Annotated in this window: 23 protein-coding genes; 2 read left to right on the plus strand and 21 right to left on the minus strand. The window is 38.1% G+C overall.

Going from position 1 to position 20,460, the window contains the following annotated elements; genetic code table 11:
* Positions 1-353: 353 nt before the first annotated feature.
* From AC58NB_RS12470 to AC58NB_RS12525, 12 genes are all read right to left on the minus strand, one after another.
* Entirely contained in the window at positions 354-899 is a 546-nt protein-coding gene (locus AC58NB_RS12470; RefSeq protein ID WP_497427162.1) for a SpoIIIAH-like family protein, read from the minus strand.
* 22 nt (positions 900-921) lie between these two features.
* A complete protein-coding gene (spoIIIAG, locus tag AC58NB_RS12475) occupies positions 922-1,581 on the minus strand; it encodes a stage III sporulation protein AG (protein ID WP_497427163.1) in 660 nt (219 codons plus the stop codon).
* A complete protein-coding gene (gene spoIIIAF, locus AC58NB_RS12480) occupies positions 1,578-2,204 on the minus strand; it encodes a stage III sporulation protein AF (RefSeq protein WP_497427164.1) in 627 nt (208 codons plus the stop codon). The genes spoIIIAG and spoIIIAF overlap by 4 nt, the downstream gene beginning before the upstream one ends.
* 13 nt (positions 2,205-2,217) lie before the next feature.
* Positions 2,218-3,414, minus strand: coding sequence for a stage III sporulation protein AE (gene spoIIIAE, locus AC58NB_RS12485; protein ID WP_497427165.1), 1,197 nt, complete (start codon positions 3,412-3,414; stop codon positions 2,218-2,220).
* 37 nt (positions 3,415-3,451) lie between these two features.
* Positions 3,452-3,835 (minus strand): stage III sporulation protein AD, encoded by a 384-nt coding sequence (gene spoIIIAD, locus AC58NB_RS12490; protein ID WP_497427166.1) that lies wholly within the window; start codon positions 3,833-3,835, stop codon positions 3,452-3,454.
* A 26-nt stretch (positions 3,836-3,861) separates the two neighbouring features.
* Entirely contained in the window at positions 3,862-4,065 is a 204-nt protein-coding gene (spoIIIAC, locus tag AC58NB_RS12495; RefSeq protein ID WP_049670184.1) for a stage III sporulation protein AC, read from the minus strand.
* Positions 4,066-4,085: 20 nt separating this feature from the next.
* Positions 4,086-4,601: a stage III sporulation protein SpoIIIAB gene (spoIIIAB, locus tag AC58NB_RS12500; protein WP_497427167.1), complete on the minus strand. Its 516-nt coding sequence runs from the start codon at positions 4,599-4,601 to the stop codon at positions 4,086-4,088.
* The gene (gene spoIIIAA / locus AC58NB_RS12505; RefSeq protein ID WP_497427168.1) at positions 4,598-5,521 is read right to left on the minus strand and encodes a stage III sporulation protein AA; all 924 of its coding nucleotides are present in this window, start codon (positions 5,519-5,521) and stop codon (positions 4,598-4,600) included. Before spoIIIAA ends, spoIIIAB begins: the two co-directional genes overlap by 4 nt.
* Positions 5,522-5,809: 288 nt before the next feature.
* On the minus strand, positions 5,810-6,367 hold the full coding sequence (gene efp / locus AC58NB_RS12510) for an elongation factor P (RefSeq protein ID WP_066104976.1): 558 nt from the start codon (positions 6,365-6,367) through the stop codon (positions 5,810-5,812).
* A gap of 21 nt (positions 6,368-6,388) precedes the next feature.
* Complete coding sequence (locus tag AC58NB_RS12515; RefSeq protein ID WP_497427169.1) at positions 6,389-7,450, minus strand: M24 family metallopeptidase; 1,062 nt, start codon at positions 7,448-7,450, stop codon at positions 6,389-6,391.
* A 22-nt stretch (positions 7,451-7,472) separates the two neighbouring features.
* Positions 7,473-7,907: a type II 3-dehydroquinate dehydratase gene (gene aroQ, locus AC58NB_RS12520; RefSeq protein WP_497427170.1), complete on the minus strand. Its 435-nt coding sequence runs from the start codon at positions 7,905-7,907 to the stop codon at positions 7,473-7,475.
* A 70-nt stretch (positions 7,908-7,977) separates the two neighbouring features.
* Positions 7,978-8,490 (minus strand): YqhR family membrane protein, encoded by a 513-nt coding sequence (locus AC58NB_RS12525; RefSeq protein WP_497427171.1) that lies wholly within the window; start codon positions 8,488-8,490, stop codon positions 7,978-7,980.
* Between the two features lie 133 nt (positions 8,491-8,623).
* On the opposite strand from AC58NB_RS12525, the gene AC58NB_RS12530 reads away from it, so the two are divergent.
* Entirely contained in the window at positions 8,624-9,571 is a 948-nt protein-coding gene (locus tag AC58NB_RS12530; RefSeq protein ID WP_497427172.1) for a DUF1385 domain-containing protein, read from the plus strand.
* Positions 9,572-9,657: 86 nt separating this feature from the next.
* Positions 9,658-10,050, plus strand: coding sequence for an SA1362 family protein (locus AC58NB_RS12535; RefSeq protein WP_497427173.1), 393 nt, complete (start codon positions 9,658-9,660; stop codon positions 10,048-10,050).
* 121 nt (positions 10,051-10,171) lie between these two features.
* Here the strand turns inward: AC58NB_RS12535 and AC58NB_RS12540 are convergent, their stop codons facing one another.
* The 9 genes from AC58NB_RS12540 to AC58NB_RS12580 form a co-directional block, all read right to left on the minus strand.
* Positions 10,172-10,786 (minus strand): hypothetical protein, encoded by a 615-nt coding sequence (locus AC58NB_RS12540; protein ID WP_497427174.1) that lies wholly within the window; start codon positions 10,784-10,786, stop codon positions 10,172-10,174.
* The gene (locus AC58NB_RS12545) at positions 10,786-11,394 is read right to left on the minus strand and encodes a phosphate starvation-inducible protein PhoH (protein ID WP_497427175.1); all 609 of its coding nucleotides are present in this window, start codon (positions 11,392-11,394) and stop codon (positions 10,786-10,788) included. The genes AC58NB_RS12540 and AC58NB_RS12545 overlap by 1 nt, the downstream gene beginning before the upstream one ends.
* A gap of 559 nt (positions 11,395-11,953) precedes the next feature.
* Positions 11,954-12,688, minus strand: coding sequence for an ABC transporter ATP-binding protein (locus tag AC58NB_RS12550; protein WP_497427176.1), 735 nt, complete (start codon positions 12,686-12,688; stop codon positions 11,954-11,956).
* On the minus strand, positions 12,689-14,182 hold the full coding sequence (locus AC58NB_RS12555; protein ID WP_497427177.1) for an ATP-binding cassette domain-containing protein: 1,494 nt from the start codon (positions 14,180-14,182) through the stop codon (positions 12,689-12,691). It lies immediately after the preceding gene.
* On the minus strand, positions 14,163-15,050 hold the full coding sequence (locus tag AC58NB_RS12560; RefSeq protein WP_497427178.1) for an ABC transporter permease: 888 nt from the start codon (positions 15,048-15,050) through the stop codon (positions 14,163-14,165). The genes AC58NB_RS12555 and AC58NB_RS12560 overlap by 20 nt, the downstream gene beginning before the upstream one ends.
* Before the next feature lie 91 nt (positions 15,051-15,141).
* The gene (locus AC58NB_RS12565) at positions 15,142-16,725 is read right to left on the minus strand and encodes an ABC transporter substrate-binding protein (RefSeq protein ID WP_497427179.1); all 1,584 of its coding nucleotides are present in this window, start codon (positions 16,723-16,725) and stop codon (positions 15,142-15,144) included.
* Positions 16,726-17,032: 307 nt separating this feature from the next.
* Positions 17,033-17,932: a patatin-like phospholipase family protein gene (locus tag AC58NB_RS12570; RefSeq protein ID WP_497427180.1), complete on the minus strand. Its 900-nt coding sequence runs from the start codon at positions 17,930-17,932 to the stop codon at positions 17,033-17,035.
* A 68-nt stretch (positions 17,933-18,000) separates the two neighbouring features.
* Entirely contained in the window at positions 18,001-19,029 is a 1,029-nt protein-coding gene (splB, locus tag AC58NB_RS12575) for a spore photoproduct lyase (protein ID WP_497427181.1), read from the minus strand.
* Between the two features lie 280 nt (positions 19,030-19,309).
* Positions 19,310-20,080 (minus strand): SDR family NAD(P)-dependent oxidoreductase, encoded by a 771-nt coding sequence (locus AC58NB_RS12580; protein WP_497427182.1) that lies wholly within the window; start codon positions 20,078-20,080, stop codon positions 19,310-19,312.
* Positions 20,081-20,460: the final 380 nt, after the last annotated feature.

A 20,460-nucleotide genomic window follows, 5' to 3' on the forward strand; every position in this document is an offset into this window, starting at 1 on the left:
TTTGATAATTTCATATCACTCTACGTATATTTCTAGTTTGCGGGTTAAACAGGTCCTATCGAAAAAACCAATACTTAGACATTCCTACTCTTCGTTTCTGTACCTAACTAAACCGTCTATATTTGTTTACATAGAATAGAGGATTATTTACAAATTCGCTAAAAGAACCTAACTATCCTTTTTTTATTATATATAAAATTATCACCCATTACCAAAATATGACACAAATATATGTAATGGATTCATAAATAAATGAACTTAATCAACAGGTGATATAAAATAAACAGCTGGCAGTTTTCAACATAGCAAAGGCAATACCGGCTGCTCACCGATATTGCCTTTCCTGGTAGATCTTATTTTTCCGGTTGGAATTCAACCGCAACCGCATTTGTTTTGCCTATTTCTTTTGTAACCATTTGAATAATTTTGTTTGCTGCGCCTGCATCCTTTTTATCAGACTTTACGGTAATCTGAATTTGATCTCCCTCAGCACGTACCAATGCGTCTTTATAACCCAGAGCAATAATCATAGTCTCTAGCATGTCCTCTTTTGTTGACATTTCAGCCAATGCTTCTATCTGCTCATGTGCTTCTACTCTTTCTTCTTCCGATAAATCACTAGAAGCAACCTTATTGGTCAGTTCCTCTTTCTGTCTGCTTCTTTCATCATTCAAATCTATGCGCATCGCTTCAAAAACAGAGTCACTTGATTCATTTGTCACAACTGTAGAAGATTCATCACTTTCTGTTGACTCTTTAGAAGAATTTGTATTTGTTTTTTCTTTCGGAGTTTCCTGATTTACAGCTGTATCCTGAGGAGTTGTAATATAGTATACACTTAGCACCGCTACCAAACTTAACATCGTTAATAACCAAACCGTTTGTTTTCTTAATAACACTTTATTTCCTCCTTAAAAATCCTTATTTTTTCGCCGATACGGCTACACGGTGACTCGGTACATCCAACACTCTTGTCACTGCTTCAATGATTTCTTTTTTGACTCGAACATCATCGGCTCCTTTTGCAACGATCAATACACCACGGATTGCCGGCTTTTTCGTCTCTCTAACAAGGGGTACTTCTTTATCCCCTTCCCGGATAATGACAATCTTTTCATCAGTAGAAAAGTCCTCAACTTTTCTCTCTCCGCCTTCACGATCTGTTTCTTCGGTAGTCTGACGCTGAGCAACAGAATTCTTTTCATATACTTTTGTTTCAGTTGCATCAATATTAACGATCACGGATACATTTGATACTCCTTGCATCGTTTCCAAGGTATCCTTTAATTCACTTTCATACATTTTTTCAATATCTCCAATGGTTCCAGACTTTTTTGGTGAAGATGATTTCCATGTAGTGACCGTTTCCTCGTTTTGTTTATCTTGGGTTGAACCAGTTTGAAAAACGGTATTTGTTTGGTTTGTATCTGAAGTTGGTTTATTCGTAAACATGCTGGCTGCCATCAATAATATACCGGCTAACAAGATGATTGCGATATACCGGTACTTTTTGTTTGGTTTACCTTCCTCGTCTTCTTTGGCGAACATGTCCTTAATTTTTTGAATCCAATCCTTTATCAAAGTCCATCACCCCCTTCAATTAATCCGATTACAATTTTACTTGGATCGATCCCCCATATCTTAGATAGTATTGTTGTTAGTTCGGATGATGGTGTATTCTCTATTTCGGTTTGCTTTTCATCAATGGTAACCTCTATTTTTTTTACTGGCTGCACTTCTTCTGAGCTGGACTCCTGGCTTTCTGCCACAAATACCTGTATGGTTTCAATGTTTTCTGCATTCATTTCTCCGTTCTTATCCATAAGTGTGATTTCAATGTCTTGAATGGCATAATTACTTTCGTCCATCAGCTCCTTTTCTGCTTCGTTTTTTAATTGGACAGCCATATGTTCCAATATATATGCCTGTTGGCTCTCTTCTATTTCCTTTTTCTTGCTTTCAAGCGAATTTTCTAATTTCGGATTACTCCCTGTACTGCTTTGCATGAGTTTCTCCTGCATTTCACTAGTAAAGTTTTTATTAAATATGGATAGAATGGGCGTAATAAAAACAGCAATCAAGAGTAATCCCACAACAAGTTTCGTATATTTCTGCATGGTCGAGCTAGGGAGGAGCATGTCCAATATGATGGCGAACAGAATAAAAACGATAATATTGGTAACCCATTCCGTTAGAATACTCATCAAACTTCTCCTCCTATCGAACCATCATCGTAATATTTCCTGCTGCCACGATGACTGTAACGGTCAGAAAGAACATAAGACTAACAATTGCCAGTGCCGCAAAAACATAGATAATATTTTTACTGATGATATCGAGACACTTAATCATTGCCCCAGCCCCAAGTGGTTGCAGAATAGCCGCAGCCACCTTATAAACCAAAGCGATTAATAATATCTTCAAAGCTGGAAAGGCAGTCATAATCAGTAAAATCACCACACCTGCAATCCCGACTGTATTTTTTAATATGAGCGAAGCCCCTATCACCGTGTCTGCTGCATCTGTAAACATCCTTCCAACTACAGGGATAAAATTCCCAGTCACAAATTTTGCCGTTCGGATCCCAATTCCGTCTGCTACAGCAGTGGATACTCCCTGTACAGAAATCACTCCAAGAAATACAGTCATGAAAATACCAAGCAATCCCACACTCCAGGTTCTTAATAATCCAGCAAGCTGAGTGACCTTGTAGTGCTCCGACAGCATGCTCACTATACTGAGCATGGTTGATAAAAATAACAGAGGTAAAACAATATACTCAATTAACGCTCCGCTTGTATTCATTAAAAACAAGAGCATCGGATGAAAAAAAGCAGAAGATAATACACCGCCTGAGCTAGCGATCAGAGCCAGCAGTAAAGGGATTAAGGCAATCATAAAATCTGTGATAGCAGCGATTGTATCCTTTGCATAATCAACTGCTACATAAAAGCTATTCAGTGCTATAATCATCAGAACCATAAACACGATCGCGTTCGCCACTTTACTGACAGATGTTTTTTCAAAGGTGCTTTGCAAGGTTTGAAGAAATACACTGAATACTGTTAACAAAATGAGGGTGCCCAATAATTTCCCATTCGCAATGATTTCATGGAAAATGAATTGGAGAATCCCGCTAAGCCATTCTTTTAAGGTGAACTTTTTTTCACCGCTTATGAAATCTACAAAACTTCCTTTTTGTGACTCTGGTAAAAAACCTCCATATTGGTCATAAACGGAATCCCAAAATTGTTTAAGATCATCAAGAGGAATATCATCCACATTAAACGTTTCAACAGCCTGTGTTTCTTCTGGCAAATCAGTAGAGTTGGGGGAGGCTTGACTTGTTTGACCATTGCTTAAGCTAAGAATCAGAAATAGAACGACGATACTTGTCCACTTTACTTGCTTCATTTATCCTTCAGCCCCTTTAAACCTTTCACCACAATGATTAATTAGGAATCATTTGAATAACACTCTCAATAATGACCGTTAAGATTGGAATGGCCATTGTGAGAATCATAATTTTTCCTGCCAATTCAATTTTTGATGCAATTGCTCCCTGCCCGGCATCTTTAGTAATTTGCGAGGTAAATTCAGCAATATAGGCTATTCCAATGATTTTTAAAACAGTTGATAAGTAGACCATATTCACATTTGCATTAACGGCCAATTGCTGAATCATTTGAATTATTTCGTAGATTTTATCTATCAGGAATAGGAATATAGAGCTTCCGACAAATACAACAAGTAAGAAAGCTAGATTTGGCTTTTGTTCCTTGATGATCATTGCCAGAAATGCTCCAACCAGCGCAACACCCGTTATCTGCAACATTTCAATGGCTCATCACCCCAAAATTTCTATTGAAATAAAAACACGGATTTAATTCGATCAATTAATTGACCTACCACCTGTGCCACGTTAAATAAAATGTAAATAAAGCTTACCAATATGACCCACTGCGAATATTCTTTCTTACCTACCTGATCGAGAATCGTATGAATAAACGCGACAATTAGTCCAACTCCTGCTATTTTAAAAATAATATCGATATCAATCCCCATTACCTGCTATCCCCCTCCCCCTACATCAATAAAATGGCTATAAGCAGACCTGCAAAGAAACCCAGACTTCTCGCCATCTTGTCGTACTTCAACTGTTTTTCAGCCGCATCTGCTTCTTCCCTTTCAAGGTGAACCAATGCCAGTTGAATTTGTTTTTGCTGACTCTCTCGATCATGCTTTCCTAATGTTTCTCCAAATTGAAGAAGGATATCTATTTCTTTCTGCTGTAATTCTGATTGCTTTCTTGCGATTTTAAGACTTTCCTGCCAGGCAGATGATACCGACTGATTGTCTGTACCGAGCCTTCTCGCAAAATCTGAAAATAAAATCGATATAGGGGCAGGTATTTGTTTTGCCAATGTTAAAACAGCTTCCTTTAGAGGAGAATGTCCATACATAATTTCTGCTTCTAATATTTGAAGTGCCGCTCGTAAATCACGGATATGCTTAGGTCTGGCAATCAACTTCTTAGAAACCTCAAACCCAATAAGGGACGTAGCCATAATAATTAAAACTGCACCCAATATTTTAATCATGTTCTCACTCTTTCCCCATCAAATAACACTTTGCCTGTACGATCCTTTATTTTGGATATACTCCCTGGTTTATCAGTTCGCCTCAATTCCACGATTCTTTCAAAATTAACTTCCTGTACGATATTTTTCATAATCGGCCTGGCTAATATATCATTAAGTGAATGTCCGTGCGCCGTTATAAATAGCGTAATACCGGCATTAACCGCTTCCATCATGGCTTCTGAATCTTCTCTTCTTCCAATCTCATCAGCTACAATAATTTCGGGACTCATGGACCGGATCATCATCATCATTCCTTCTGCCTTTGGGCAGCCATCGAGAACATCTACTCTGATTCCAAATTCCATTTGTGGTACCCCTTGAACACAACCGGCAATTTCTGATCGTTCATCTACAATACCAACTTTCATTGCAGGTATATGATTGGAATGATTCCCAAAAGAAGCATAGCGGGCTAAATCTCTCAAAAATGTTGTTTTGCCTGTTTGCGGTGGACCAATAATCAGGGTCGATAGCCAGCGATTATGATATAAATAGGGCACCCATTCATTGACCATCCCCTTCTTTTGTCTGGCAATCCGAATATTGAAAAACGTAATATCCCGTAATCCTTTCACTCTGCCATTTTCCAGAATGACTCTCCCGGCCAGACCAACACGATGTCCTCCCTCAACCGTAATATAACCGCGCTTTAATTCTTCCTCGAGCATATAAAAGGAGTACTGACTGACTTTATTAAGAAATAAATCTGCCTCTTCCCTTAACACAGGCTTTTGTCCATACCTGATATCTTTACCTGACATCACTTCAAGCGGCCTTCCAACTCTTATTCTAATTTCTTCTATATCCTCCGGCTTAATGACTATTTCTTTTAACTGAGCACCTATAGTCGGAGGTAATAATTCAATAATAGAATCCATATCTCTCCCTCGCCTGGTCTGTCATTATTTAAAATGTATTCATGGACAGGCCATTTATGACATCATCCAAACAAAAAAGATGGCTATTTATACGTAATCTTCAACTGAATCTCTTAAAAAAAATGCTTGATTAAAACTGAATCGAGATGGAAGAGGTATGACCGAGTTTGTAAAATGGGGATATGAGAAAGAGTGGTACCTTTAAAAGGATGGATCAAGAAGCTAATTCTATTTGTAGGAAGACAAAAAAACTCCCGGACAGTTCTCCGGGAGTTTTAAACCTACCTATTATCCTCTTGATACGTAAGAAGCATCAGAAGTATTAATGATTAATTTGTCACCTTCATTAACAAAGAAAGGAACTTGAACCGTCAGGCCAGTTTCCACAGTAGCTGGCTTTGTTCCGCCTGAAGCTGTGTCACCTTTGATACCTGGTTCTGTTTCAGTTACTACCAATGTAACTGTTGTTGGAAGTTGAACACCAAGTGTTTCTGTTTGGAACATCATGATAGACACTTCCATGTTTTCTTTCAAGAATTTCAATTCGTATTCGATTTGCTTAGATGATAATTCGATTTGGTCATATGTTTCATTATCCATAAACACATGATTATCACCGCTCGCATATAAGTATTGCATTTTACGATTTTCGATATGTGCTTTGGCAACTTTTTCACCGGCACGGAACGTTTTCTCCTGGATTGCACCTGTACGAAGGTTACGTAATTTAGAACGTACAAACGCAGCTCCTTTACCTGGTTTTACGTGTTGGAATTCAATTACTTGCCAGATACCGCCATCTACTTCGATTGTTAAACCAGTTTTAAAATCATTAACAGAAATCATACAATATAGCCTCCTACAGCCTTATAAAATAAGTAAATCTTTTGTTGAATGAGTAAAGGTTTCGTTGGAATCCTCCGTAATCAGGAGATCATCCTCTATTCTTACTCCTCCAACTCCAGGTAAATAAATACCAGGTTCACAAGTGATAGTCATGCCTTTTTCTAAAATAATATCAGATTTAGCAGAAAGCCCAGGACCTTCGTGCACTTCTAGTCCAATCCCATGTCCAAGGGAATGACCGAAATATTCTCCATATCCATTGGCAGCTATGATATCTCTAGCAAGAGCATCTGCTTCGCGACCTGTCATACCCGGTTTAATATGCTCCATTGCATATAACTGAGCTTCCAGGGTAACATCATAGATTTTCTTTAATTCATCAGTTGGATCACCGACCGCCACTGTACGTGTAATATCGGATATATACCCATTATAAAGGGCACCGTAATCCATTGTGACAAAATCGCCGTTTTCTATTACTTTTTCCGTTGCAACACCGTGCGGCAATGCCGAACGTGCACCAGAAGCGACAATGATATCAAATGATGATGAAGTAGCCCCTGCTTTACGCATAAAGAATTCTAATTCATTCGATACTTCTATTTCCGTTAAACCTGGACGAATATACTCAATAATATGTTTAAATGCAGCATCTGCTATGTCTGCTGCTTCCTTTAATATCTTAATCTCTTGTGGTGTCTTAATCAAGCGCAATTTTTCAACAACATTTGATAAGGGGATCAGTTCACCTTCTACAATGGATTCATATGATTTATAGGTAGAGAAAGTAAGATCATCCTGTTCAAATCCTATTCTTTTAGCACCCATTTCTTTTAATTGGGCCGCCACTTCATTTTGAATCGGTCCGCTGTGTTTGACAATCTCATAACCAATCGCTTGTTTGCTCGCTTGTTCCATATATCTAAAATCAGTAATAAACTTTGCAGCACTTTGCGAGATAACAACTACACCCGCAGTACCAGTGAAATTAGAGATATATCTACGGTTATATGGATTTGTAATGATGATAGCATCTATATTTTCCTGACTTAATCTTTCACGCAATCTCTGAATTTTTTCCATTGATTAGACCTCTCCCTTTTCATTAAGTAGTCAATAAAGCACGCAGCGCCAATTCATAGCCATTCAGTCCAAGTCCTACAATTTGACCCTTTGTCACAGGGGCAGTAACGGATTGATGACGAAAAGATTCTCTGGCATGGACATTTGAAATATGTACTTCTATCACTGGAACTGAAATAGAGGCTATCGCATCTCGAATAGCATAACTATAATGTGTAAATGCTCCCGGATTTAAAATAATCCCCATAGCCGAGTTTTCATCTGCTTCGTATAGTCTATCAATAATAGCTCCCTCATAATTAGATTGGAAGCATACCAGTCGAGCTCCGAGCTTTACGGACTGATTCGATAACCACTCTTCCAATTCTGTCAGAGTTGTTTTGCCATAAATCTCGGGCTCTCGCTTGCCCAGATAATTTAAATTTGGACCGTTGATTAAATAAATTTGTTTATCCATAACCGAGGCTCCCGTGTTTTAAAGTGATATTAACAATTTTAACACAAGAGTGAAAAATACCTCTATAGAATTACTGAACTGGTTCGACTTTTTCTTTCTTTCCTTCCTTGGCTTCCAAATCCCTTTCATGATATTCAAAACTGATTGAATATCCAACAAAGAGTCCATATAAAATGAAAATGCATAGTGTCGTCGTAATTGTATCTTTAGATAGTTCCCAAACCGTTTTCATCCCTGGAAATAAAGGCCTTAAAACTAGAAAAGCAATCGCCCAAAGCACAATCCCATAGATGATCCCAATCCAATAAGAAGTCAGTTTACGAAAAATAAAAGAGTAGACATAGGCAAAAATGATAGAAATAATACATAGGCATAATATTGATAGCACTACTCCCATCCACCCTTTTACGAAATCCGCTTTCACCCATGTACGAAGTAGGAAGGTTGGCCCTATTTCTGTAAAATGAAAATAGTGACAGATTTGAAATATTACACCCCAAAGCAGTCCTCCAAAAAATCCAACTGAATTAATGACACCATAATAGCCCATCGGCTTTTTTAGCTTTTCTTCCGCTGTTTCCATATTCCAATCACCTCATAAGTGTTAGTATGTGCCAAACAGGCAAAGTTCATAAGAGAAATGGAAACAATCACTAGTGAAAACGAGAAAAATTCTGTAGAATAGATATCAAATATAACTTAACTATTATGGAGTGATGAAAAAATTGGATAACAAGCCAATCTACGGCGGACAGGCTGTAGTGGAAGGTGTTATGTTTGGCGGCAAACATTGTACCGTAACGACCATTAAGCGAAAAGATGGATCACTAGAATCCTATGCACTGCCAAAAACCAGCCATCCCCTACTGATAAAATTAAAAAAAATTCCGTTTCTGCGTGGAATTGTGGCCTTATTGGAATCCAGTGCTGTCGGCTCCAAACATTTATCTTTCTCAACAGATCGATACGATGTTGACCCAGCAGATGACCATACGATCCAAGAAGAAGAAACATCCAAACTGGGACTGATTCTAGGTGTTGCAGGCATCGGGATTTTATCCTTTATTCTTAGTAAATTAATTTTTACTGTAGTACCAATATTTTTGGCTGTCATCTTTAAGAGCATAGCTCCCGGAGAAACAGTCCAAGTATTATTGGAAGGATTTTTCAAACTCACATTATTGCTCCTATATATTTATATTGTATCCTTGACTCCACTCGTAAAAAGAGTTTTTCAATACCATGGGGCTGAACATAAAGTTATCAATGCATTTGAAAGCAACAAGGAGCTAACAGTCGAGAATGTTCGTAACGCTTCTAGACTGCATTATCGATGCGGAAGCAGTTTTATATTGTTCACCGTGTTTGTTGGTGTGTTTGTCTATATGTTTGTTCCTTCAGATGTACTTTATATCCGTATTTTAAACCGGATTGCCTTAATTCCAGTCGTTCTCGGCCTTTCTTTTGAAGTATTGCAGTTAACGAATAAAGTCCGTAACCTTCCTGTTTTACGCTTTTTAGGTTATCCCGGACTATGGCTTCAGTTACTAACAACTAAAGAACCTAATGATGAACAAATTGAAGTCGCAATCGCTTCCTTTAACAAAATGCTAGATACGGAAAATAGCTATAAACAAGGTTTAATAGAAGAAAAAATAGTGTAAAGAATATTATAAGGAAAAATAAACTTTTTCTGATTGTTTATTTTTTCCTAAATATGCCAATGATACTCTTAAAGGAGGTGCTTTCTGTGAATCATAAGAAATCGATGATTTTTGTTTATATCCTTCTTGGTTTCGCAGCTTTGGGGCTAATTTCCAGCTTAATAAATGATCCGTTCCAACTTATTAAAAATGTCCTCATTGGAGTCGTTGTTGTTGGTTTAATGTATTTTATTTTTACACGATTCAGGAAAGTTAACTCGGGCGGAGAGTATCAGGCATATAGCAAGGCAGCCCGAAAAACAGCGAAAAACAAACGTAAACACGAAATGATCAAAACAAAAAGAAGCAGACATAATCGACACGGATTAACCGTTATTTCTAAAGAACAACGGATTAACAGACCTAAGAAAAAGTCAGATGTCAAACTGACTGTCATAGAAGGCAAGAAAACAAGGAAAAAAAACCGCGCCCTTTTTTAAAGAGCACGGTTTTTTATTTTTGTATCGTTATCTGTAGATATGAATGATCTTATTTATTGAATAAAATACGTAAATAGGATGACCCTATTTGTGGATATTTGGTCTATTAATAAGGATGATATTACGCTTTTTTAAATTCCCCACGGTATAACCAAGGAAAAAGACCATCTAAAAATCGTTCGGTTGCCGGCATAAAATAGGAGCCATAATGATAGTCTGGATCGAGTGTCGTAATAATCCAGGTACCTTTCGTTGATTTTTCATCAATGTATAGCACGGAACCTCCATCTTCTGTAGCGATAAGAGTCGTTGCATGCTCAGGCGGCCAAAATACTCCATGTTGATGCCATGTTGAATCCTCCAACGTAATATAATTAAAAAATTCATGATGATCATTTTTAGTAACTAAGCCACTGCTAGCATTCTCCTCAAGCCACCACCAGAAATTTGTTGGGCGTTCTTCCCATTTTTGTTGCGGAAGCCATTCCCATGGTTGTGGACCCATTGCTACTATGATGCCGCCTTGATTGGCAAATTCATAAAATTTATCTTTATTATCAAGCAGTATTTGACCATTTAATTGGGAGGGAATGATCAGTACATCGAATCCAGTTAGATCAGTATCTTTTAATTCTCTTTGATAAATAAGAGAATCGATAAACTGCGCATATTTCGGTTCATGAAATGTTCTATAATGGGGGGCATGTCCACCGTAAATCACTGCTATTTTTCTCATTATGCTTCACCTCCTCCTACTTCTTTCTTTAGAACCTCGATAAATTGAGAAGTAATCCGATTAGTTGTGTTTTTCCGTTGTTCATATCCAAATAAATTCCGGCCAGCATGTACAATAACTGTCCCGTTCGTTGTTTCACGATCAATATACGTAATGACCTTTCCATCTGTAAAGGTTAGGCAAATTTCCGCATTTTTCGGAGGTAAATAATAACCTCTTGCAAAGAACCCGGCAACCCCCTTCGTATAAACCATATCTTCTACACTCACACCTTTAAAAATAGGTGAATTTTCAGGTACCTTTACGAGGTAATCCTGATGCCCGCGGATCTTTTTGGGCATCATTGGCATACACCCTGGCAGCCATTTTCTAAACAAGTGTCCACAAAAGACAACAACCTTTCCATCATTTAAGAATTGCTCAATTTTTTCTTTATGTTTATACAAATATTCCTGATCTGCAAAATCCGTAACAACCAAGACATCATATGAATCTAATAGAATGTTAGCAAACTCGTATTCCGCTATTTTAGTATGTGGTCCGGATGATAATTCGGTGTTATAACCAAACGCATGATTCGGACATAACTCCAAGATGTTAATTTCCATTGATTTCTCCTCCTGTTTAATCTAGCTTCAACGGCTAGAAACTCAGGACATAAGCATAGTCTCTGAGGGGAAAGAACACCCCCTTCGAGCCTCTGTCTTATGCTCCTCACTTCTGAGCAAGCCGTTTCAGCTTTTTAGTTAATCTAGCTTCAACTCCTAACTCCTCGAGACATAAGTGTAGCCACTGCAGGAGGGAAGAACGCCTCCCTACGTGCCTCCTCTTATGCTTGTCGGAGCTGGGCAGTCGTTTCAGCTTTTTGTATAATCCAGCTTCGACTCCTAGGAGTTCGAGTCATAAGCAAATACTCTTCGGAGGGCAACAGGACGTTGATCACAAAGACGTTGCAACATGACGTGGCGTTCTTAGTCTTTGATCCTTAATACTTTCCCTTCGAGTATTCGTCTTATGCTCTTCTCAGGCCTACAGGATGTAGGTCACGAAGACGTTGCCACACGATGTGGCGTTCTTAGTTTTCGTCCCTTAACTCAGTCGTCTCAGCTTTTTGTTTAATCCAGCTTCGGGGCCTAGGAGTTCGGGACATAAGGTAGCTGCTCGCTCCTACCCAAGGCCCCTCAGCTTTTTGTTTGTCCTATTTTCAAAGTAGAAGCAGGCTTCTACTAGTTTTTTCGTATATGGGTGTTTGGAGTGGTATAGTATTTGGGACGCAGGTCCACTTTCTACAATTGTTCCTTCTTCAAGCACCATCATTCGATCTGCTATATTACTGACCGACTGAATTCGGTGCGTAATATATAAAACAGACATATGAAATTCCATCTGAAATTTCTTTAAAAGATTAATGATTAGCTTTTCTGATTGTGGATCAAGTGCCGAGGTGATTTCATCGGCTATTAAAAGCTTAGGATTCATTAATAATGCTCTTATTATAGCCAACCGTTGTTTTTGCCCTCCGGAACATTGACTTGGTTTTTTCGCTAATAAATCCATCGGTAAATCTGCTTTTCCCATTAATTCTTCTATTTTCTGTTTGATTGATTCTGGTTTTTCTTTTTTAAGAATAAGCGGCTCCATTAAACTTTTCCCCATTGTCCAATAGGGATTAAAGGACCGTTCAGGGTTTTGATAAATGTATTGGATCGTGCAACAATGTTCCTTTTCAACCACTCCGCTTGTCGGTAACTGAATTCCCATGATAATTTCAGCGGTTGTAGATTTACCGGATCCTGATTCTCCAATTAAACACACGAATTCATTGCACAAAATCTCAAAATTAACTTCCTTAAGCACTGTTTGATTCTGGTAGCTTTTATTTACATCATGAACCCTTAACATCTATTGCACTTCCTTCATGAGCTTTTTATCAGCTAAACTAAAAATCCGATCCGAAATTGCATAGGCCACATCCAAATCATGCGTGATAAATAATAGACTGATTCCATGTGATCGAACTTGATCCTCCAAGAGTTCCACTATTTCCTTTTTCAATATGGGGTCCAATGCACTTGTGCATTCATCCGCTATCACAAACGCAGGTTTATGTACTAAAGAGAGCGCGATTAAAGCCCGGCTCAACATGCCTCCAGAACATTCATGCGGATATTTATTCAAAATGTCCTTATTCAAAGCGACTTCTTCTAGACTTTTTTCAGCTTGTTCAAGGCTTATACCGGTTTCTAGAAACTGTTCTCTTAATTTCAAAACAGGATTAAAAGCCGCTCTGGCATCCTGATAGATAAATGAACATGTCTTCCAGTAATGCTTTTCCTTAAAGTCTTCGTTCTTAACCGACTCGCCGTCATACGTAACATCACCCTTCCAGTTCTGCGCCGGCAATAAGCCGTAACAGGCCCGGGCTATCGTTGTTTTTCCACTGCCGGACGGACCGATTAAACTGACAATCTCTCCTCTTTTAATCGTAAAGTCGATATTCTCAACAATTGTTTTCTCATCATATGAAACAGACTCCAAATGACAGGATAAATCTTGAGACTTCTCAACAGTAGCTAAAGGTACTCTATGTTTTTTCGCTTTGTGTGGGTTTTTCTGCTTCTCTTCTAATAAAAAAGCAAGTGAAACCGTTGTGATGAGCAGCATAACCACTGGCGGCAAAACAATCCAAGTCCATTGACCGGTTAAGAAAATAGATGTCTGTGAAAAGGCTGAATTCAACATGCTGCCCCACGATATCACATTCGGATCACCCAAACCTAAGAACGCTAGACCCGCTTCTGTTAGAACAGCAGATTGAAACGTCATGATGAATTTTGTTTTAATGATAGGCTGCAATTGTGGCAGAATATGAGATTTCAACACATAAAAAGAACTGCCGCCAAATAAAGCTGATGCTTTTACAAATTCTCTTTCTTTTAACGTCAACACAGAGGAACGGATAATTCTCATATAGCCTGGCCATGATAATAAGCTTAAAATGACAACAAGCTGAACAACACCGGCACCTGTAAACGCGACAACCAATAAAATCAAGAGCAGATTGGGAAGAACTAATAGGATATTAGCCAATCCATTAATGAACTTGTCGACTTTTGGTAAATACCCTGCTGCCAGTCCCAGCAATACACTTAATGCCGTGGAACACAGAGCAATACAAAGTCCAATTAAGACACTCGTGCGTGTACCATATACTAATTGGCTGGCTATATCCTGGCCTAATCGATTCGTCCCCAGCCAATGATGAGCTGAGGGCTTTTCAAACATCCCACCGCTATAATCTATGGCAGAATAGGGTGAAAATAAGGGTCCAAGGAATGCCAGTAATGCAACAAAGGCTAAACATACTAAGGGGAGCTTATACAGGCTTTTCAACATAATCTCCCCCTTTGACTCGCGGATCTAATTTTGGATAAAGAGCATCAGCCAACGCATTGCAAAGCAAGATCATGAAAGCAAATAGTAAAAACAGCCCATGCATCAATGGGTAATCACGTGATAGGATTGACTCCTTTAATAATTGCCCAATACCAGGATAAGAGAATAATGTTTCTACAAAGATTGCTCCTGTAAAGGTAAAGCCAATTCTAATCATAATAAGTGTAAAAATCGGTATTAAAACATTTTTAAAGGTATGTTTGTAAATTAATCTGAACTCCTTGACGCCTTTCATCTTGGCAAATTCGATGAAAGGGGCAGAAGCTACCTGAATGGTTTCATTGCGAACAAGAAAATAAATTCTTGTCATATTTACTGCTGTAAGTGTGACAATTGGTAAAATGGCATGACGTATTGTATCAGCCGCCTTAGCCCACCCGGATTCACTATCTAAAAATGGTGTATGGGCTCCACTCATAGGAAGGACATCAAACGTCACAGCAAACACGATCAGCAAAAGCATTCCAAATAAAAATTCTGGTATTGCTCCTATTGCCAGCATAGTGGACATTAATGATTTATCGCCTTTCTGATGATGAACCCAGCCCGATAGTAATCCTAAAGTTACTCCAATCAAAATTGATAGAATAGAAGAAATCCCCACAATCCATAGTGTGTATGATATATGACCCGTTATGATATCCGTAACAGGCATTTTATACGTATAGGAATAGCCAAAATCAAGCTGAACAATACCAACTATATAATCTATAAATTGTTCAGCCATTGAATCATTTAAGCCATAATAGTCAATCATTGTATTTTTTTGTTGCTCTGTTAAGGTTGCACCACTTTCCTGACCCTCCAAGTATTCAAGAGGGCCTCCTGGCATAAGCCGAGGGAGACAGAAATTTAACAGGATCAATATAAGCAGGATCGAACCATACAGCTTAAAAATTTTAATCATAATCAATAAACGCTGCCTTGTTATCTGTCAATGGTATACCGTCCGATATCCCACCATATGTGTTAAACCAGCCATCAAATACGTTGGCATCATACACAAAATAGAATGGACGATGGTAGAGAACTAATGTCGGCAGCTCTTCAGCTAAAATATCCTGCATCGAATCTACGGTTTCTTTACGCTCTTTTCCGTCTTGGGACAATTGTAAGGAATCCAGTTTGTTAAATTCTTCATGATTGAATACTGCATTGCCTGCATAAGCATTACTTGCCTGACCTGAGAACCATAGACGAAGGAAATCTGGGTCCCCGCTTAATCCGATATGTCCTGTAATAGCCATATCATATTTGCCCTCACTCATAGCAGTTGTAAAAGTAGCTGTGTCCACTGTTTCAATATCTAATTTAATCCCTACGTCTGCCAGCATCGATTTCATTAACTCGGCTTCCTGAGGTGTAGTAGATACCAAAATTTTCATACTCAACTCTTCCCGAACACCTTCTTTGTTTTCTTCGTATCCCAGAGAATCCAGCATCTTATTTGCTCGATCCACATTATAGTCATATTGTTTTACATCTTCATTAAACCATTCCGAATCTGGAGGAATCACACCACCACTGCCACTTAAAGTATCGGAATTCCCTAATACTTTTTCTGCTATTTCCCCGCGATTAAGTGCATAGGCGATGGATTGTCGGAGCCTTTTATCACTTAATTGTTCATTATCCAAATTGAATACGATTCGGACAGCGCTGCCAGTCGGAGTACTTTGAAGCGCTTTATATCCCTGGTCTTCCATCTGCTTCACTTCGGTGTAATTAAAGGTCATGCCACCGGTAATTTCACCCTTTTGCAGGGATAGCATTTTATTCTCTACGTTTAAATATTGAACTTCATCAACTGTTACATCACCTTTAAAATAATCATCATAAGCTACGTAACGATAATTCCCTGTAGAGCTTTTATAGCTATCAAGAATATAGGGACCTGTCCCTATTAATGCATCATCTTCTGTATATTCCATTGGATTTTCAACTTCCGACCAGATATGTTCTGGAAGAATTGGTAGAATACCAGCGATTTCAGTTATAAATGGGGAATATTCCTCCGTTAACGTAATCGCAACTTGATGGTCAGAAATTTTCTTAAGAGAAGCTATTTTGGACATATCTGCATTCCATTGGAAGGCATGTTTTTTAAAGTAGTTATATGAAAATATCACGTCATCCGCGGTTAATGATTCCCCATCATGAAAATGTACATTTTCTTCTAGATTAAACGTATACGTTAAACGATCTTCAGATATTTCCCAGGATGAAGCCAGCCATGGAATTACACCAGTCTCATCTTTCCATGTAAGTGAATCGAAAATAAAGCTGCTGCGTAAATAACCTCCGGGTCCATTCGATGTGAATGTGAAGGGAGATGGGAAACCGCTATCTGCCCACGCAATCTTAACAACTTTATGATCTTCAGCTTCCTTTGAATCTGTATGATTATTCGATGAAGAATCGTCACCAGAACAGCCAGCAAGCAAAAGAATTAATGATATGAGTAACAATGAAATCCTTTTCATTCATACAACGTCCTTTCAACTATCAGTTGATTATTATCATATATCAACTGATAATGATTATCAATATCATTATTGTAAAAGATTATAAAGTTAAAAAAAATATGAATAATGCCCTACTAAATAAGCCCTAATTAGTAGAAAAGTATGACAATAAAAGTATATTACTTGAAAAATAGCTGATTCTTATCCTATCATTCAATTTAAAAATTATTATATCAGCATACCCTATTCTATTCTAAATATCAGACTCACTCCTTTTGAGGACAAAAAAAGCACCCTGCCAGTTTGCAGGTGCTACGAATTGTCATTATTTTATCCGATATACCCAGTCTTTCAAGAAGTGAGTGGCCGCTTTACTTCCTTGTTCAATTAACTTTATTCTTTGTTCATCCGACAAAGAAAATTCTAAAAATCCTGTTTCTTTTATCGGAATAAACATAATATTACTCACAAATTTTCTGGATATATATCTGGAATCATGCGCATTTCTCATCGTTTCAAATAAGGATGTGAAAAGTTCAATCGCATTATCAATCTTACGTTCTTGAACTAATGTTTGTTGATTTTCAGGTACAAGCCTTAATCCTAACACTGGCCTTTCTGGAATGACGTTTTCCTGATCGAATAGCCAAATCGGAAAATTACTTAAGACGCCTCCATCTACTACAATTTTTTTCTCTCCAACCGTTTGCAATACAATCGGTTGAAAGAAAAAAGGAACAGAGCAGCTCATACGGATTGCTCTCGCAACTGAAAATTGATTGGGATCTATATTGTAATTAGGCAGATCATCTGGTAGAACCATCAATCTTGCATTAGTTAGATCTGAAGCAATAATCCTCAATTGCTTATCAGGAAGGTCTCCAAATGTTCTGATATTCTTTTTTTCCAATACTTCCTTAATCCACAACTCCAGACCGTCTCCTTTGTAGATTCCCATACTCCAATATAATTTAAGCCACCTGGCAAGCGGAAACCATTTCCTTTTATTCGATTCCAATAGCTTCGTTAGTTTCACACTTTCCATAATTTTCTCAATTTCACGTCCTGAATACCCAGCGGCGATAAACCCCGCGATGATTGCTCCTGCACTTGTTCCCGCCATCCTTTTGAATTTATATCCCCGCTCTTCTAACTCTATAACGGCACCAATTAACGCAAATCCTTTTATACCTCCACCGGAAAAAACTCCATCTATAAACAACAAATAAACCCCTCCCTCGGATTTATCGTCTTTACACATTACTAAGCCGAGGGAGAGAATTTTAGAACATATTAGGTAAAGTATTGAATTTCTGCATTCGGAAAAAACTCATAGATTGAGTTTTGAATGTGGGTTTTTAAAGCATTTGCCTCTTCATCAGGATATACATACTTTCCTATGCCGTATTTCCCCCACTTATATTTCCGCTTGGTTTCATCCATTTCAAGCTTAGTTTTAGGATATCGAGCCTGTATAACTTTTTTCGCTGGTTTCGTAAAGCGGTGTTGGATGAGTTCAAAACTAATATTCTTCATTGATAACTCATCACCTAGTGAATGCTTTAATCGTTCAAATAATTCATAATAGCCATCTTCCCAATCCTCGTGCATATAGATTGGCGCCACAATAAAACCAAGATGGTAACCAGCTCCGGCAACTTTTCGCGCTGCCTCCAGCCGTTCATCAAACGAAGAAGTTCCCGGCTCAAAATTCTTTATCACATAACGCGAGTTTATGGAAAATCGAAAACTTGTTTTCCCATTATGCCTTGCATCAAGTAAATGGTCGACATGATGAAATTTTGTTACAAAACGTAATCTTCCATATTCAGTGCCACCAATAAAATTAATCGTTTCTTTCAAGGAATGTGTGAGATGGTCAATTCCTACTATGTCAGATGTACATGCAGCTTCAAATCGAGTGATCTCAGGCGCTCTTTGTTCCATATATTTACTTGCTTGATCAAATATTTCTTCTAGATTCACATAAACCCTGATATAAGGCTTGCTGCCAAGCGTCGTTTGTAAATAACAGTAATGACAATGTCCCATACACCCTGTAGCAAGCGGTATGGCATACTCCGCAGATGGCTTTGATGTATCAAATTTCAGTGTTTTTCTTAATCCAACCACCATGGTAGATTTGGCGATTCGATATTTTTGTAATTCATTATCACCCGGTAAATCCCGAATTTGATTATGGGAAGTTGTTTGTCTAATCTCAACAGGCAGGCTCTGAAATTTTTCATATAGTGCCTTTCCCAAAGGATATTCCAATGCTTTTGGTTCAAAATAAACTAATTGAGGAATAAATGGTTTCATTTTTTCACCTACTTTAAAGCTAGTATGTACAAAAATGAAAAAAAGGATGGCGTCAATCATTGCCATCCAACTTCCAATAATATAGATATTTGGAATAAAGTTTGTTCTTACCTTTTTGCTATACAAACTTATTCTATTGAATAATAAAAGATTTTCCTAATCCCACTGATCACCTGAACATCTTGAAATAACAAAAGAAGAAACCTCAATAGATATATTGGCAGGATGCTTTATCTTTTGAAAAGTTTTGTCTTAAACTCAAAATGCTCCTAATTTTCGTCTAGAACAAGGTAGGTTGATGTGCCATGCATCCGCCATCTAAATACATCGTATGACCTGTCATATAACCTGACTCATCACTTGCCAAGTAAAGAACCGCATTGGCAATATCAGACGGGGATCCTAAGCGTGGAACAGCATTTGTTTTCAAATAAGCTGCACGCACTTCGTCACTAAAAGCTGTTTGTGTAGCAGGTGTTTCAACTACACTTGGCGCAATGGCATTGCAACGAATATTATTCCCCCCTTCTTGAGTTGCTACATATTTGGTTAAATTCACTACACCCGCTTTAGCTATCCCATACGCACTATAAGTATGGTCTCCTAAAAGACCTGACATCGAAGCGGTATTAATAATACTGCCGCCACCACTTTCACGCATAGCTAACACACCATATTTGCATCCCCATAGGACGGCGGTCAAATTAAGGCCCATTGCAAAATCCCATGTTTCTTGTGTCATGCTTGCTATATCACCATCGGTTGGTTTCGAACCACCTGCATTATTATGTAAAATATCTAATCTGCCATACGTCTGAACGGCATAATCCACCATGCTTTTGACGCTTTCTTCGACTGTTGCATTTACAAACACATGTGAAGCAACATCGCCTTCTGCTACGATGCTGTCTGCCATTTCTTTTGCTCCTGCTTCATTAAAATCAGCCACGATCACACTCGCACCATGCTTTGCTAATGTACGTACGGTTTCCGCTCCAATTCCCGAAGCCCCACCTGTTACAATAGCTACTTTACCTTCTAAACGACGCATTTAGTTTCCCCCTTTATAAAATAACAAGACATATAAAACGCACTCACTTTATGAACGTACTACCATATTTAGGGTATTTAAATTCTGATTCCACAAAATATATTTTTTATCCTGCCTGTACCAATCCTCCTTTAGAACTCCCGGAGAAATCCAGAGCAATCCCCTTAGGATTTAGAAATTAACACCTTTAAAACCAGTCCTATTTAAAAATACTTAATAAGTTTCAATTTTATTCCTTTTTAACATATGAATGGCGACATTTTTTAAAAAGTCTAGACTCTAAAGCCTGTTTTAACCTGCATATCACCTTTAACATAGGTTCCATTCACTTATTTTGTTTTATATGTTCTTTTACTTATTGACATAAAAAACACCCCTAT

The organism is Pradoshia sp. TA40_28, from assembly GCF_059694525.1.

What these genes read in the sequence shown, in the direction of transcription:
- AC58NB_RS12540 (WP_497427174.1), bottom strand. Translation starts at nt 10,786, where the DNA reads ATGAGAAAAATAGCAGTGATTTACGGTGGACATGCCCCCCATTATAGA.
- aroQ (WP_497427170.1), bottom strand. Translation starts at nt 7,907, where the DNA reads ATGGATAAACAAATTTATTTAATCAACGGTCCAAATTTAAATTATCTG.
- AC58NB_RS12580 (WP_497427182.1), bottom strand. Translation starts at nt 20,080, where the DNA reads ATGCGTCGTTTAGAAGGTAAAGTAGCTATTGTAACAGGTGGGGCTTCG.
- spoIIIAB (WP_497427167.1), bottom strand. Translation starts at nt 4,601, where the DNA reads ATGATTAAAATATTGGGTGCAGTTTTAATTATTATGGCTACGTCCCTT.
- spoIIIAA (WP_497427168.1), bottom strand. Translation starts at nt 5,521, where the DNA reads ATGGATTCTATTATTGAATTATTACCTCCGACTATAGGTGCTCAGTTA.
- spoIIIAE (WP_497427165.1), bottom strand. Translation starts at nt 3,414, where the DNA reads ATGAAGCAAGTAAAGTGGACAAGTATCGTCGTTCTATTTCTGATTCTT.
- AC58NB_RS12515 (WP_497427169.1), bottom strand. Translation starts at nt 7,450, where the DNA reads ATGGAAAAAATTCAGAGATTGCGTGAAAGATTAAGTCAGGAAAATATA.
- AC58NB_RS12550 (WP_497427176.1), bottom strand. Translation starts at nt 12,688, where the DNA reads ATGTTAAGGGTTCATGATGTAAATAAAAGCTACCAGAATCAAACAGTG.
- AC58NB_RS12525 (WP_497427171.1), bottom strand. Translation starts at nt 8,490, where the DNA reads ATGGAAACAGCGGAAGAAAAGCTAAAAAAGCCGATGGGCTATTATGGT.
- spoIIIAC (WP_049670184.1), bottom strand. Translation starts at nt 4,065, where the DNA reads ATGGGGATTGATATCGATATTATTTTTAAAATAGCAGGAGTTGGACTA.
- spoIIIAD (WP_497427166.1), bottom strand. Translation starts at nt 3,835, where the DNA reads ATGTTGCAGATAACGGGTGTTGCGCTGGTTGGAGCATTTCTGGCAATG.
- AC58NB_RS12555 (WP_497427177.1), bottom strand. Translation starts at nt 14,182, where the DNA reads ATGTTGAAAAGCCTGTATAAGCTCCCCTTAGTATGTTTAGCCTTTGTT.
- AC58NB_RS12545 (WP_497427175.1), bottom strand. Translation starts at nt 11,394, where the DNA reads ATGGAAATTAACATCTTGGAGTTATGTCCGAATCATGCGTTTGGTTAT.
- AC58NB_RS12530 (WP_497427172.1), top strand. Translation starts at nt 8,624, where the DNA reads ATGAAAAAATTGGATAACAAGCCAATCTACGGCGGACAGGCTGTAGTG.
- spoIIIAF (WP_497427164.1), bottom strand. Translation starts at nt 2,204, where the DNA reads ATGAGTATTCTAACGGAATGGGTTACCAATATTATCGTTTTTATTCTG.
- AC58NB_RS12565 (WP_497427179.1), bottom strand. Translation starts at nt 16,725, where the DNA reads ATGAAAAGGATTTCATTGTTACTCATATCATTAATTCTTTTGCTTGCT.
- splB (WP_497427181.1), bottom strand. Translation starts at nt 19,029, where the DNA reads ATGAAACCATTTATTCCTCAATTAGTTTATTTTGAACCAAAAGCATTG.
- efp (WP_066104976.1), bottom strand. Translation starts at nt 6,367, where the DNA reads ATGATTTCTGTTAATGATTTTAAAACTGGTTTAACAATCGAAGTAGAT.